Origin of the sequence: Klebsiella sp. 64 (genome assembly GCF_018223915.1) — a bacterium.
GTDB lineage: Bacteria > Pseudomonadota > Gammaproteobacteria > Enterobacterales > Enterobacteriaceae > Klebsiella > Klebsiella pneumoniae.
This window is the reverse complement of record NZ_JAGRQZ010000018.1, coordinates 228,277-240,974: the sequence shown is the minus strand read 5'-3', so window position 1 is coordinate 240,974 and position 12,698 is coordinate 228,277. Positions and strand designations below refer to the sequence as shown.

Sequence of the window (12,698 nt, the reverse complement as noted above, 5' to 3'; positions counted from 1 at the left end):
CGCCAGCCCCGCCCCCACCGCCGCTATAGGACTCACTTGAGGATGACGCCTGACAGCCGCTTCCTGATCCGCCTGCACCTGTCACGGTGTAACGAATGCGCGTTACCCCTGCAGGCACGACGAACGAATATGTCCCGTTGACTGCGTAAGCAATGTTTCCGTGCGGCTTAGAAAGGGAGGTTACGTTGGTTCCGTCAGAATGAATTTGGGTGACTGTCCCCGGCTTGCTGACAACGGTCGCGCCCGCAGCCCTGGTGCTGATCTGAACGTAGTAAGCGCTGCCGGTGCAGTTATTTTCAATGGTCCAGTCTTTCACCCATGGCGGAAGATAAAGGACCCGGTTTCCAGTTAGCGCGCCGGTGAGAATGAGCCGGGGGTTAGCCGCCTGCAGATCGGTGGCGTTAACGTTCGCCGTCGATACTGAAATGCTCGCCGATCCGCAGCCCCATGAAGGCATCCAGCCAGATGCAGTGGCATCGGTTTTTTCCGGTGCGGTGTTATTGGAGTCGATAGTGTTGAGCCATGACACCGAGTAATCGCTGGACGGGATCACCGCGCCTTTCGGGTAGCCGGAAATTGCCGTTCTGAAATCCGCGTTAAAGGGGTACCCCATCCCGGCAGCCGACCATTGCAGGCGTGTGTAAACGTCATTGAAAATCCCGTTAAAGTCCTGCCCCTTTGGCGGCTTACCGCCGGCAGAGAGTGCGATGCGGGTCAGAGGCGGAAAACCGGAGTCCATCGCCGCCAGTCCGTCAGCCAGAGTTTCAGAGGTGGAATTGACCGGGATCGTGTTTTTGTCGCCGCTCACAGAAAAGACAACCGTCAGACGTGACGGTATGGCTGAATTATTCAATTCAGACCTCCTGAACGATGTTAACTTTTACCCCGGGAGGGGAAGGAAGCGCGCCGGAGCTTTGCACTATGGCCAGCTCCGAATCGGAAAGTTGAAACTCAAAGACGTAGCTCATGACATGATTGCCATCGTCACGCACGTAAGCCCGCCCACTGGCGCCGAACATGTACATCAGCATGCGATTCATGACCGGCACAGTGCAGTCGCTGATGTTCGCCATCGCTTTGCACATGATCAGCTTGCGGTATGCGTCATTGGTCAGGACGACAGTATTTGTGTCCTGAACGCCGGTATAGAAAGGAGCCTGGTTAAATGGCTGCGGATCAGTGAGCTCTGCCGGGGTGCTGGTAGCTTCGCCAAACCCCAGAAACTGCTGTGATGGCGTCACAGTCAGCAAACGCTCTACATCAACGATTTTACCCCAGCACATCAGCCCGTAATCGCCGCAGGTCTCGATGTTGAATACGAGGTCATAGAACGTGTCTATCCAGTCATCTGGCGCTACAGAAGCGTTAAAGGTATTAATCAGTGACCGCAGGCTGGTTGAGTTCACGTACTGCGCGTAGATCGTCCAGTCGACATTATTCACTTACCGCCTCCGTTATGATGTTTGTCGCATCGAGAGTCGGTTCCTGATCTATCCCCATGGTCAGCGCACTAGACCAGGTGGTTCCGTCCAGAGATATCTGGACCGAAAGAACGTTCATATTCTGTGCATCGAGCGCCTGGATGGGGCCGATATACCGGCTGCCATAAATTCGCGCGCCGGCACGCGCCCGGGTACCGCCATCTGCGCCGGTAAAGGCATTCAGGACGACCGTTCTGATCTGCGCGTTGATATCTGATGGAAGGCCATCATTCGCTTCGTATTCCACCTTGATATGAACGCTCACCGCATCCAGCGTTTTCCACCTGTAGGTGTACTCCGGATAAGGGGCGTCATAATTTTCGGTATCCTGCACGGTCCCGGTGGTGTCACCGTTCATAACGGTGCCCGGGGGAAGTTTTTTATTGATGGCCGCTGCAATGTCTGCCACTGCCCCGCCATAAACCCCGATATAAATCGAGCTGGCAAGCAGCGTGTAATTCGTGGAACCTTTTTCGACAGAAGTCGGCTCTTTGTTGTCGATGACATAAACATCAAGCACCCCGTCGACTTCCAGAACGGAAGCCCGCACAGCCGCTGCTGTGTTAAAGGCGTTACGTGCCACTGACTGGCGACGGCGATACTCAAATGCAGATCGCCCTTCAACATTCGAGCCCGGAACACCCGCGGTCTCGTTGGTGATACTCGACCAGCCACTTACCGCGACATAGATGTTTGTCAGCGTACCAATGGGGCAAGCTATCGGCCCGGTAGTCAGGTTCTGGAACTCGATCTTTACCGTCCCGTCTGCGCCAATCGTTCCGGCCGCCAGGGACACGTACATATAACCGTTATCGTCGGTTGCATAGGACTGTGCCGGGATCACCGTTCCCGGTACGCCGGAGCATGTGGCCGTTACAACCGTGCCCGCAGCAGCAATGCGATCGAGGAAGTAAATCCTGCCGATGCCATCCTGAAATCTTCCGGAGGAAAAGTCCGGGTTCATGTTGTTGACGATAGCCAGAAGCTGATCGTTCTTGTCTGCGATGATTGCAGTATCAGTGACAGCCAGTTGCCCCTGCGGCGTCTTGAGGTTCGTGCTCATCGCCGTCCCGAATGCAGAACCAATATCTGCTATACGCCCGGCAAGAATGTCTCCCTCATCTGGAACATCAAGACCAGTGGTGGAAAAGGTCACGGCCGGTACCGCCGTAGAGATTGTCGTCATTTTTTCCTCACAGGGTGACGCTGGAATCCAGGCCGTTGGTATCCACGATCGCAATAACGCCGGTAGTGCGGCGCGTATCGCGGTTGTTAATCAGCGTCGGCTCAGCGCGCGCGATATAGCTCATCCGCAAGGCTTCAACCTGAAGCGCGGCCGCCATGGCGCCAGTACTGGCCTTAACGTTCAGCAGCTCTTTGTAATTAACGCCGGTGTCTTTTTCGTAACTGCACTCGCCGCGTATAGCCAGGCATGCCGTCGCTACGTCCTGAGCGCAGGCGTAGGGGTTTTCTACCGTGGCGATATTACCCAGCTCATCAAGGACAAGGTCCCAGGTTTCGGGATCGAGTTTGAGAGAGATTGTTTTCATGGATGAATATCCATTGGTTAAATGTCAGGATTTAATAAATCTTTCTTCCTGGGTATGTTGCTTTAAACAACTTTGAGGGGATCGCCATGGACATCAAAATCACCTGCCCGGAGTGCGGAAGTGAACGAATCAAAGCACCCGCCGAAGTCCACACGCTGGACGATCTCGCGGGTTCCATCTGCGCCGACTGTGGAAGAGAGATCAGTAAAGATGATGTCGTTAGTCAGGCGAGACAGTTCGCTATCGACTCGCTCAGGAATTCCATCGGGAAACCGTGATTTAAGCTCACTGGTCAGAACGGTAATCTTATCGTCGATGCGTGAAGTGTCGATTGACAGGGTCATGAGCATGATTTACTCCCATAAAAAAACCCCGCCGAAGCGAGGTTTAAAAAACATAAGATTGAGTGGTTGTGTTAATACACTGATTTGATCTGCGTGGTACCGTCCGGAACGCCGTACTTGCTCATTTTCCAGCAAGCCTCAGCAACCTGGATTATCTGGTATCGCATTTCAGGGCCAATTCCTTCTGTTAAGCTAATGTGCTGTTTCATAAACTCAAGGGTCACACCTTCCCTTTGGGCTGCTCCAGCTACCCGGCACATATGCCTTACCCCGGCATCAGAATCAGCCTGCTGGTATGGGTATCGGGCCATTAGGGAATAGTAAACATTATTTAAAGTGTAGGATGCGGCATCAATTTCTCGCTTAGCCATACACTCTTTGCTGGCCTGACACTCAGCCTCTTTTTTTCGGGCAAATTCTTCATTTTCTTTTTTCTGCGTTTCTATCTGTCGTTGATACATCAAATCGTGAAGTAGGTCGTTGTATCTATTGAAGTAGCACGCGTTGTCTTTCCTGCAATCACTAGTATCTTGAAATGGAAGATTTTGCCCCGTCACATTTTTATAGATTTCTCGCAAATCTTCCACCGACTGCATTCCGCCGGAATTTGTAGAAAATTTTGTCTTATCGAAGTTGTTAGACTTTTGATAGGCAATATATTCTCCAGGCGACATTGCGCACCCAGCCAAAGAAAAAGAAAGCGCAAGAAGAATGGATTTTTTTATCATTACTGTGGCTCCAGAGGATTTGTGCGGCTTCCTCCGGATTCTACCCCGCCGCCAACACCTGCGTCTATCTGGCCGGCACTGTGAAAATCTACACTGATCAAATGTCAGGATTTCAAGTAATTCCGATTCACTTTATGTTGATGCTTTGCCCCCCCTCTAAGGAGTCAACATGGAAAGTCTGGACGCACGAAAAGTGGTATTGCAATTCTTGACAGAACTGCCAGATACGATAAGAACCGATGAGCTACTCTTGGTTCTCGCTTATTGTGGGCAAAACCCCAACTTAAATGACCCTGACAACTTCCCTGAATCCATTGAAAAATACCTTCTCCAGAGTGGCTTGCCGGGCATTGGTGCTGTGCTATGCGCCCGGGCATCCATTGACTACACACTTGGAGATGTAAACCTCAAGATGATCCGCGCTGAAGAGGACCTCAAGGCATTGGCGGCGAAACATCCAGACTTTCCGGAGGCCGGTCTCCTCGGCATTCCTCTAAGAAAACGGCATTATGCTGCCGCTCTTGAGAAGTGGAATGCATTGCGGGCGAATGAGCTATCCGACGAAAATATTCGATATTTTGGACGAATGTTTTTATCCCCACGATGGGGTAAAAATTGAGGTAGATGCCCCAATCTGAATCACTCATGAGTTGACACATAATGCTGAATCCTGTTTGTGTTAATGTTATCCACCCAGCGGGCTTGTTCGACTGCCACCACTCTCTACCCCGCCGTGGTCGTGCCCATCAACGATTGAACCATCAACCAACTGCAATTTCCCGTTCGCGAGTATCTTCAGTCCATTGATGTTAACCACGCCGGGGCTTTTGATGTTTATGCCGCTGCCGGTAAACTCTGCGTACTCAGTAGGATCGCCGTTCAGGCTAGCGATAGCCGTGATGTAAACGGCATCTGAATACGAGTGCCTGCGCTGAGTTGGTGGCGGACCGCTTTGCCTTGATGCTCTGACATTGGTTGTGTCTTTGTCACAGGCGATTACCAGGCCAATATCACCGATGCGGGGAGTCATTTTTACAGCGCTATTCCCGGCCTGATACCGAATGAATGGAATGTCATATACCTCCTGACATTTAATCTCCCCACCGGATACGTTCGCCCCGCTCACAAGAGGGAGCACAGTCATAACGCCATCACCAACATCTTTAACCAGAACAATATCAGCAAAAACATTGCCCTTTGATGCCGAGGCTATAAGCGACAAGATCGCATTCCCCTGACAAGAGATGTCAGAAGCCTTTTGGTTAGTTGCCATTGCTATCCCCGCCGATGACAGATGCAGGAGACGCCACAACAAATGTCTCCCAAAGTCCACCAGGTACCTTACAAGACAAGTAGTGGGTTGTTCCCGCTTGTACCACCCACTCTCCGCTAGCGTGTGGAAGCTCTGTCTCAAGAATGATCTTAGTGTTCAATTTTAGCGCCGGTGAATAAATGCACCTAAAGTTAATCCCCATCTCATAAAATATTGGATAACCAATAAGCCCAGTGGCTGGAGAAATATACGGAACAACTGAATCCGACGGTGTTTTACCTGTATAAATTGTGACAGTGCCAAAATCTATATCAACAGATATGTCATGCGCTGCCGCAATTTTTAATATTTGAATTATTGCGTTGTCATCGAAATATGGATTTCGATGAGTAGCCTTGACGTCAACATTAATGAACTTTAATCCAACTTTAAAGGCAAGGGCTCGAATCATGTCAGCCACATCCGCATCGCCACGAATGGACGTTGGCTCACATGGGATCAGGCGCTCCCTTGCGGCTGCCGCCGCGGTTATCTCGATCGGCGCATCCGGCATCTGATTAAGGTTAATCCTGGCAGATGTTATTAACCCGGAAAAAACACGGGTGTCGCCGGCGTAAACGACAATTGAGTTCTGTGCATACGCGATTATCTTTTGCGCGTTTGTCGTCAGCTTGGACATATTCTCCAGGGAAAGGCCCCAGAGGCTAAGTTCAAGTACTGTACCTGTAGCGCCGCCAAAGGCAGATATAGCAGCTTCACACTTGAAACCTTTAACAGTCAAAGTGTCGCCAATGTCGCCGTCAAACGTACCGTTAGCCAGCGTGAACGATACGGTAAGTTCTCTCTCCTTGTAACTCATCTGCCAACCTCGCTGCTGGTCGCATAATACAGCTTGAATCTGGTACCGATTTCGTCGTAATAGGGATCGGCTGTACCTTTCGAGTCAACGAAAACCAGATCGCCACTGAACCCCAGATATTTATACCGAACCAGGTAAACGCAGTTCAGGCAGAGAACGCCCTGAAATATCGGCTTGTCATCGACATACAGATCGGCGTAAAACCCGGTTGAGCGCTGATGTAACTTGATCGCGCAGTTCTGGCCGCCAAGCGTGACATACACCTTTTGGGATAGTGACGGTGATAAGCTAATTTCCTGCATGTCACATCACCTTTCCCAGAAAGTCGGAGACGGTGCTTTTTATCTGCTTAGAAACCGCAGTAGAAGAGCTGTCCCACGCCTTAGATACCGACTCGGCCGCCGAGTTAACGTTAGATACAATCGCCGCTCCTGTAGTCTGGAGAGCGTCTGATAATGTAGTGTTGGCGCTAGACCAGGCATCTTTAACATTACTCAGAGTCACCTCTTTCGTTGCCCCGGTGATCACCTGCGTTGATGCTGCGGCGCCATTGTTGGTTTTCGCGTTGCTGGTCGGTGGGCCTTCAATCACAGCATTTGAAAGCATGACCTCCCCGCCGTCCATGATCTCCTCGAAAGTGCAGTTCGCCATCAACAACGTCTGCCCGCGATATGACCCCACAAAATAATCGAAGTGGATCAGGTCGTAGCTGTAATACACCGTGTCCGGCGTCTCGATGTTGTAGGTGCTGGCCGTGTTTTTCATCTCATCCAGTTTCTGAATGAAATTGTTCCGGCTCAGCAGGGAGAAATTGGTCAGGTTGGGCAGTGACCCGGAAAAAGCTGTCCACCCTTCAAGGGCAAAAATGATCCTGAGTTCAGACGGCTGTTTCACTTTGTTGTAGGACGTGTACCGCCCCTTTTCTACCGGCCCCTTAGTCACCGCTGCGTCACCGTAGCGATCAACACTAACCCATCCGGACGGGGAGAAAACCTCCTGCCCGGCTGCAGCCGTCAAAAGCGACTCGTCAACGGTGTTATAGGTGATCCGGTAAGTTGGCGACAGGGCGCTGTTAAGGACGGATAACAGGCTTCCTCCCTGAATGGCGGATAGCACTGTCGAGACATTCAGAGAAAACGACATGAGTTATTGTCCTGAGTAACCAGCCAAAAGCATGACACGGTTGTCGCCGTGCTTTTTAATGTCGCTGGTAAGCTGTTCCACGTTCTGGGCCTGGGTGGTGATTTTGGTGCCATAAAACTGATAAGTCGCACCGGACTGCCCTGGCATCGCACGGTCTACGGCCATCCCGGCGCCAGGGCGCATTCCGGCCATGACTTTAGGGACGTAATTGCGAGTTTCCGACGGCAGGTTATCCATGCCTTTCTTCTGGACGTTTCCGAGGCCCCAGTTGTAGGAAGCAAGAGTTTTTCCCAGATCCCCACCTGTGGCATCCATTAACCATCTGAGATATTTAGCGGCGGCCTCTGCAGACTTGTGGGGATCGTAAACATCACGACCTTTGAGCCCCATATCCTTTGCCGTGCCAGGCATGAACTGGAATAAGCCTTTAGCTCCAGCCTTCGATTCCGCAAAAGGGTCGCCACCTGATTCAGTGGCAGCTACCGAAGACAGCAGGCCGGCAGGAAGGCCATATTTTCCCTCCAGTGCACCGAACTCGCCAGCCATGGCCTGAAGAAAAGCCTTTCCTTTAGCGCCCAGACGAGCGGCTTGCGCGTTAAGAGGGACGTTTGGCTGGTATCCGCCAACAATATTTGGCTGCATAGAGGCTGCCCCAGCCGGAGAAATTAATGCATTCACAGCCTGTGAAAGAAGATTTTTAGTTGATTCCCAAAACGAGCGCTCATCCTGATCTTTCTTTCTCTGCTCCGGTGACACCGCTTGCATGTTTTGCTGGTTGTTATACCAACCACCTGCATCCCAGCGCTGTTTTATTGACTCCCAAAGAGAATCAGTATGGTCGGCTTTAGTGGCAGCATTAGATATATTCTGATAAGCCCCCACACCCACAGCACTGGCAGCGATAAACCACGCAGGAGGTGTAAGGGCGAACAATCCAGTAAAAGCCTTTGTAATCCCCATCACCCATGTAGCAACCTTTAAGCCGATGAGTAGCTTGATCGCGTTTTCCCAACCACCGACTTCTTTTGCTGCTTTATCTGCCATCTTTGCGCCGCTCTCAATGGCACCAAAGAAAGCATCGACTTTCTGTTTCATCTCATCAGGATGTGACTTCATCCAGTCTGATAAGTCACGAAGCACGCCGTTGAAGCCACGCACATACGGGATTAGGAAGGTATAAAACTGGTTTTTTGTGGTATCAAGGTTCTGGTTTAACTCTGCCCATGCAGAATTGAATTCCTTAGCCCCGTTTATTGACTCATCAGAAATGCCAGAGTTTTTGGTCAGGCGGTCAACATCAGGCAGGAATTTTCCTTCCTGATTACGTTGGTTGATAGCGTCATCAATACCAACCAACTGAAGAATCTGACGGCGGATATCTGGATCGGTAACTTTCCTTGCCGACTCCAGTATTTTCCTGAACGTGGTTTGTGCTGAGTCGTCCCTGATGTTGAAAGAATCATGGGTCAGTGAATTAAGCCGGATCGCTGCTTCCTGCACTGGCGTATCGTACACTCCGACCTTGGCCAGTTGCTTTGCATTCTGAAACCCCTGCAATGCTGCACTTATTTTCTCGACAGAACTACCGGCCGCCTCTGCCGCCTTACCCACGCCGTCAAGCTCTTTGGCTGTCATCCCCAGCGATTTAGCCTGAATGGACAACTCCATCAGTCCGGAGGTGGTGCTTTTCACAAAGCTTATCAGGCCGCCGGCAGTGACAGTAACGCCAGTCAGTGCCAGCAATTCCGTCTTTATGCTGCTGAAAAATGAAGCGGCTTTCTTGCCCTGCTCCGCCATTTCTTTGGCGGTGTTTTTGGCATCTTCGCGCTGCTTTTTCAGGTCGTCACTGACTTCCTGCTGGCCTTTGCGGAACTGAGAAGCATCAAGGCCCAGCGTAACCAGGAGGGCGTCAATTACCGTTGCTGCCATGATCACTCTCCGCTGCTATGGCTCTATTGGTGTTATCCACGGTCATTATTTCAATCAGCCACCACATATCCTGAACACTGTACACCGTGTCCAGTTCGTGGAGTGTCGCCATTTTCCCGGAGATCACCGCGGCAATAGTGCGCGGTACATTCGCATACTGTATGAAGCCGCGATCTGAATCTTCCGGGACAGATAAGGGGATTTCTAACTTGCGGTGGCTGCTACAAAAGCGATATGGAGTTTGAAGGCTTCGATTTTCAGGCGCGACCAGGTGCTGATTTCTTCGATCTGACCTTCATCAACAAGCGCTGTTTCGATACCGTTACCGCCGAGGAATTTCACGCAACCAAGCAGCTCATCAAGCAGAGGCTTCGACTGTGCGAACGGGACTTTAGCCAGTGAAGTGATACCCCACTGAGCGAGGCCGGCCATGCCGCTGGCCATCACGCTTTCGTACAGCTCGCGTGCTTCTGCGTTATCCTCGGCCGGGGCCGGAGCAACCGCGGCACCGATGGCCGCCATCATATTGTCTGGAACGGTAACCCCGGCGCCAATGACGGCGCACGCCAGGCGGATCGCCCACTCTTCGGCCTTTCTCGCCGGCATTTCGGTGATTTTGAACTGCTTACCCTTGTCACGGTTATCTGCTTCAACCGTGAATACGATGCTTTTACGAGCCATTTTTGTTTCCTGAATGAGTTATCTGGCAATAAAAAAGCCCACCGTAGTGGGCTATCTGTAATGGTGACTTTAGGAGGTTCACGCCTCAAATCCTGGGAGGTACATCTGAACCTCGTCTACCACACGGGCGCGGGCGGCCATAAGCAGGCGCTTTCTTCCACCTGCGCCCCACTTCCCCATTCGACTTGCGCACTGACTAACTTCCTTCGTTTCAGCGTTTATCACATGGTCGATTTTATTTAAGCGGGCCATGGCATCAAATCCCTGACGGACGAGAGACTGGAATGTCTGATAAACACGGATTTCAAACTCAGCACTGAGCCATGCAGCATAGCGAATAGCGACGATCTCCAGAGCCCAGACGCCTTGATTAAGACCACCGTTAACGACCTTAACTGGTTGATTTTCTTCCAGAGTGCATTTTTGCATTCTGGCTAAAGTGTGGACAAATTCCTTAACCTTCTTAGAGCGAAGGAACTGACTCGGGCCCTGATTTTCTTTGGCCTGGCCACTGCATACCGCGGAAGCGTGCAGGTCATTCAGGCTGTAGCGCCCATAGTCATCAACACGAACGGAGACGCCGTTTACTGATACGGTTGGATATTTCATGCGAATTACCTTAAGAAAGCGAACCTGTCACACAGAAAAGCCGCCCCAGAAGGCCCGCCGGCACTAACGGCAGTTCTCAGGATCGCTTTCTGTAAGGTTCCGGGATTATAACGTGCGCGTGTGAAGCGCGGGGAATTGCAGGAATAAAAAAGCCCGGGCTTAGCCGGGCTGATTGTTTACGCTGAGTACCCTGCCGGGGTGACGGTTTCCCACTGGATGAGACCCGTTACCGGCTGAAGCACGCGACCAGCGGATGGCATGCGTCGCGCGCGCTGCAGAATACCGTTGGTCATGATGTACTTTTTACCCAGCGAAGGCAGGATCACCGTGCCATTGACACGCAGTACAGACCGTGTGGTCATCTGCGTGGTTTGCCAGTTGTCGATGTACTTAATCGACGGAGAGGAAGCCGCCAGATGGAATGTCCATGGCAGATCACCATAAACAAAACCACCCAGCAGTTTACCGTCAGCAGTACGCTGATACTCTGCCATGTCGGTATCGCCCATTTCGAAGATGTTCTGCGCTTCGAATTGTTCCAGGTTAAACCCAGACGGGTATAGCTCAGCGATTACCAGCTCAATGATGGCGTCAGCCGACGTAATGTTTTGACCGGACATTACTGCACCTCCGTGCTGTTAACGGTAATACCCTGGATGATCCCGCCGTCGGTGTACCAGAAGTAAACCGTTGGCTTGGTGCGCGAGGCGCGCATTGCCGGGGTGAACGGGCCGATGTAGACGTAATACCCTTCAGCCAGAAGAGAATCCGTAACGTCGACGCCAGCGATGGCGTTAATCTGGTCGATCTGCGACTGGTCAAGGTCAGTGCCCGCCGTCATACCGCCCCACGCCCTGAATTGCTCAATGGTCGGCTTCATGCACGATTCAATGCGAGCTTTTCCGGCTGCAGCATAGGGCAGATTGCTCGCCTGCTGGAACAGCGCAACGAGAGCTGCCTGAAGCTGAGCATTTACCCATACCTGACCAGCCCAGGCGTCAAGCCACGCATAATCACCGGTAATAGAGCCGGGCGCCCACTGATTGGTTTCGACGGCATTCGAGGCATAGTTGCCGTAGAAGTTATAGCCGTTAGCCTTGGCCGCCTCGTAATCAGTATCGTTACTGATCATCGGCAACAGGCCGGACACCTGACGGCCATTCAGCGAACAGCGCCCATTGGCTTGAGTGAAGTTCAGCGCGGCCACAAACCCCATCGCGTTTGCTGCGTGGTTCGGGTAACCATACACGGGACAGGTATCGTTATAGGCGTAGGTGTTGATGATGTCGTACACCAGTGCATTCGAGCTGCCCGCCACGATTGCCGTTCCTGATGCGTCCCATGGGACATAGGCAAAGCGGTGGTTCTGGCTGTTTGTCCAGAGTGCAAACGCATTAGCCTGGTCTTTGGTGACAGCGAACGTCGTGGAGAATGTTACCCAGTCCTGCTCTTTGGCCAGAATGGCAGTAAAGATATCGTCAACCACTGCCGGCGCCGCACCCTGCGAGATCACCGCGCCGGTCGCTTCGGTCAGTTTCAGACCCGTAGCAAGCGTACCTTCATCAGTAAAGGTAATGGTGCTATCCACGCCCGTGGTGGCAGAGGTGATGATAAATTTCTTCAGCACGCTATCCCAGGTCACTACAACCGAGGAGCCAATGCCGGTTTCAATCAGCTCTGCCGCGTTATCAAAACTGGTGGCGCCGCTGAGGTTGATAGCCGCAGAAGTCTCCTCCGTGCCGTCAACGGTCAGAGTCAGCGTACCCGAAAGCAACTTGAGCTGTGCCAGCGTGGTCGCGGCGTGCGATCCGGAACGAAGGAATGCCGCCACTGCTGCGGTATTGAATAGGCTAAAATACAGCTTGCCAGGCATCTGCGTTTTACCGGTGAAAGCGGCGAAATACAGCACCGCGGCGGTGTACTCAATCGACGCGCTGCCGAAGTACGCCTTTACCTCATCCGCACTGGAAAATGAGGGTACTGCACCAACCGGCGCGTATGCGCTGTCGGTCAGGAACAGGCCATTGAGATCAATAGCTGTCCCTGTCGCCTTCAGTACGCCGGGAAGCATCTGGGCGATTTTTGATAGCGAAATTGCCAT

The 12,698-nt window shown here is 52.1% G+C and carries 16 protein-coding genes; 1 reads left to right on the top strand and 15 read right to left on the bottom strand.

Annotation, left to right across the window (positions count from 1 at the left end):
* The 6 genes from KHQ23_RS14685 to KHQ23_RS14660 all read right to left on the bottom strand — a co-directional run.
* Positions 1-853 (bottom strand): hypothetical protein (locus KHQ23_RS14685; protein WP_211777052.1); only part of this gene is annotated, 853 nt, incomplete at its 3' end.
* Between the two features lies 1 nt (position 854).
* A complete protein-coding gene (locus KHQ23_RS14680; protein WP_047693708.1) occupies positions 855-1,442 on the bottom strand; it encodes a DUF2612 domain-containing protein in 588 nt (195 codons plus the stop codon).
* Positions 1,435-2,667, bottom strand: coding sequence for a baseplate J/gp47 family protein (locus KHQ23_RS14675; RefSeq protein ID WP_071646976.1), 1,233 nt, complete (start codon positions 2,665-2,667; stop codon positions 1,435-1,437). Before KHQ23_RS14675 ends, KHQ23_RS14680 begins: the two co-directional genes overlap by 8 nt.
* A gap of 7 nt (positions 2,668-2,674) precedes the next feature.
* Positions 2,675-3,031, bottom strand: a complete 357-nt coding sequence (locus tag KHQ23_RS14670) for a hypothetical protein (RefSeq protein WP_211776890.1) — start codon at positions 3,029-3,031, stop codon at positions 2,675-2,677.
* A gap of 62 nt (positions 3,032-3,093) precedes the next feature.
* The gene (locus KHQ23_RS14665; protein WP_130952425.1) at positions 3,094-3,381 is read right to left on the bottom strand and encodes a hypothetical protein; all 288 of its coding nucleotides are present in this window, start codon (positions 3,379-3,381) and stop codon (positions 3,094-3,096) included.
* Between the two features lie 65 nt (positions 3,382-3,446).
* Positions 3,447-4,103: a hypothetical protein gene (locus KHQ23_RS14660; RefSeq protein WP_064782748.1), complete on the bottom strand. Its 657-nt coding sequence runs from the start codon at positions 4,101-4,103 to the stop codon at positions 3,447-3,449.
* 169 nt (positions 4,104-4,272) lie between these two features.
* On the opposite strand from KHQ23_RS14660, the gene KHQ23_RS14655 reads away from it, so the two are divergent.
* Positions 4,273-4,722, top strand: a complete 450-nt coding sequence (locus KHQ23_RS14655) for a hypothetical protein (RefSeq protein WP_064782747.1) — start codon at positions 4,273-4,275, stop codon at positions 4,720-4,722.
* Positions 4,723-4,788: 66 nt separating this feature from the next.
* On the opposite strand, the gene KHQ23_RS14650 is transcribed toward KHQ23_RS14655, so the two are convergent.
* The 9 genes from KHQ23_RS14650 to KHQ23_RS14610 all read right to left on the bottom strand — a co-directional run bounded on the left by KHQ23_RS14650 (position 4,789) and on the right by KHQ23_RS14610 (position 12,698).
* Complete coding sequence (locus tag KHQ23_RS14650) at positions 4,789-5,376, bottom strand: Gp138 family membrane-puncturing spike protein (protein ID WP_064782746.1); 588 nt, start codon at positions 5,374-5,376, stop codon at positions 4,789-4,791.
* On the bottom strand, positions 5,366-6,235 hold the full coding sequence (locus KHQ23_RS14645; RefSeq protein ID WP_211776891.1) for a hypothetical protein: 870 nt from the start codon (positions 6,233-6,235) through the stop codon (positions 5,366-5,368). The genes KHQ23_RS14650 and KHQ23_RS14645 overlap by 11 nt, the downstream gene beginning before the upstream one ends.
* Positions 6,232-6,537 carry a hypothetical protein gene (locus KHQ23_RS14640; RefSeq protein WP_019725008.1) on the bottom strand — a complete coding sequence of 102 codons (306 nt, stop codon included), beginning with the start codon at positions 6,535-6,537 and terminating at the stop codon, positions 6,232-6,234. The genes KHQ23_RS14645 and KHQ23_RS14640 overlap by 4 nt, the downstream gene beginning before the upstream one ends.
* A 1-nt stretch (position 6,538) precedes the next feature.
* Entirely contained in the window at positions 6,539-7,378 is an 840-nt protein-coding gene (locus KHQ23_RS14635; RefSeq protein ID WP_064782744.1) for a phage baseplate protein, read from the bottom strand.
* A gap of 3 nt (positions 7,379-7,381) precedes the next feature.
* Positions 7,382-9,307, bottom strand: a complete 1,926-nt coding sequence (locus KHQ23_RS14630; protein ID WP_211776892.1) for a lytic transglycosylase domain-containing protein — start codon at positions 9,305-9,307, stop codon at positions 7,382-7,384.
* Between the two features lie 204 nt (positions 9,308-9,511).
* A complete protein-coding gene (locus tag KHQ23_RS14625; protein ID WP_047694806.1) occupies positions 9,512-9,988 on the bottom strand; it encodes a hypothetical protein in 477 nt (158 codons plus the stop codon).
* Positions 9,989-10,066: 78 nt separating this feature from the next.
* Positions 10,067-10,597 carry a KilA-N domain-containing protein gene (locus tag KHQ23_RS14620; RefSeq protein WP_073553474.1) on the bottom strand — a complete coding sequence of 177 codons (531 nt, stop codon included), beginning with the start codon at positions 10,595-10,597 and terminating at the stop codon, positions 10,067-10,069.
* A gap of 176 nt (positions 10,598-10,773) precedes the next feature.
* Positions 10,774-11,217: a hypothetical protein gene (locus tag KHQ23_RS14615; protein ID WP_064349565.1), complete on the bottom strand. Its 444-nt coding sequence runs from the start codon at positions 11,215-11,217 to the stop codon at positions 10,774-10,776.
* Complete coding sequence (locus KHQ23_RS14610; protein ID WP_211776893.1) at positions 11,217-12,698, bottom strand: DUF3383 domain-containing protein; 1,482 nt, start codon at positions 12,696-12,698, stop codon at positions 11,217-11,219. Before KHQ23_RS14610 ends, KHQ23_RS14615 begins: the two co-directional genes overlap by 1 nt.

Coding starts and splice junctions, on each gene's coding strand:
- KHQ23_RS14675 (WP_071646976.1), bottom strand. CDS start 2,667: ATGACGACAATCTCTACGGCGGTACCGGCCGTGACCTTTTCCACCACT.
- KHQ23_RS14640 (WP_019725008.1), bottom strand. CDS start 6,537: ATGCAGGAAATTAGCTTATCACCGTCACTATCCCAAAAGGTGTATGTC.
- KHQ23_RS14645 (WP_211776891.1), bottom strand. CDS start 6,235: ATGAGTTACAAGGAGAGAGAACTTACCGTATCGTTCACGCTGGCTAAC.
- KHQ23_RS14650 (WP_064782746.1), bottom strand. CDS start 5,376: ATGGCAACTAACCAAAAGGCTTCTGACATCTCTTGTCAGGGGAATGCG.
- KHQ23_RS14630 (WP_211776892.1), bottom strand. CDS start 9,307: ATGGCAGCAACGGTAATTGACGCCCTCCTGGTTACGCTGGGCCTTGAT.
- KHQ23_RS14655 (WP_064782747.1), top strand. CDS start 4,273: ATGGAAAGTCTGGACGCACGAAAAGTGGTATTGCAATTCTTGACAGAA.
- KHQ23_RS14665 (WP_130952425.1), bottom strand. CDS start 3,381: ATGCTCATGACCCTGTCAATCGACACTTCACGCATCGACGATAAGATT.
- KHQ23_RS14620 (WP_073553474.1), bottom strand. CDS start 10,597: ATGAAATATCCAACCGTATCAGTAAACGGCGTCTCCGTTCGTGTTGAT.
- KHQ23_RS14660 (WP_064782748.1), bottom strand. CDS start 4,103: ATGATAAAAAAATCCATTCTTCTTGCGCTTTCTTTTTCTTTGGCTGGG.
- KHQ23_RS14635 (WP_064782744.1), bottom strand. CDS start 7,378: ATGTCGTTTTCTCTGAATGTCTCGACAGTGCTATCCGCCATTCAGGGA.
- KHQ23_RS14625 (WP_047694806.1), bottom strand. CDS start 9,988: ATGGCTCGTAAAAGCATCGTATTCACGGTTGAAGCAGATAACCGTGAC.
- KHQ23_RS14610 (WP_211776893.1), bottom strand. CDS start 12,698: ATGGCAATTTCGCTATCAAAAATCGCCCAGATGCTTCCCGGCGTACTG.
- KHQ23_RS14670 (WP_211776890.1), bottom strand. CDS start 3,031: ATGAAAACAATCTCTCTCAAACTCGATCCCGAAACCTGGGACCTTGTC.
- KHQ23_RS14615 (WP_064349565.1), bottom strand. CDS start 11,217: ATGTCCGGTCAAAACATTACGTCGGCTGACGCCATCATTGAGCTGGTA.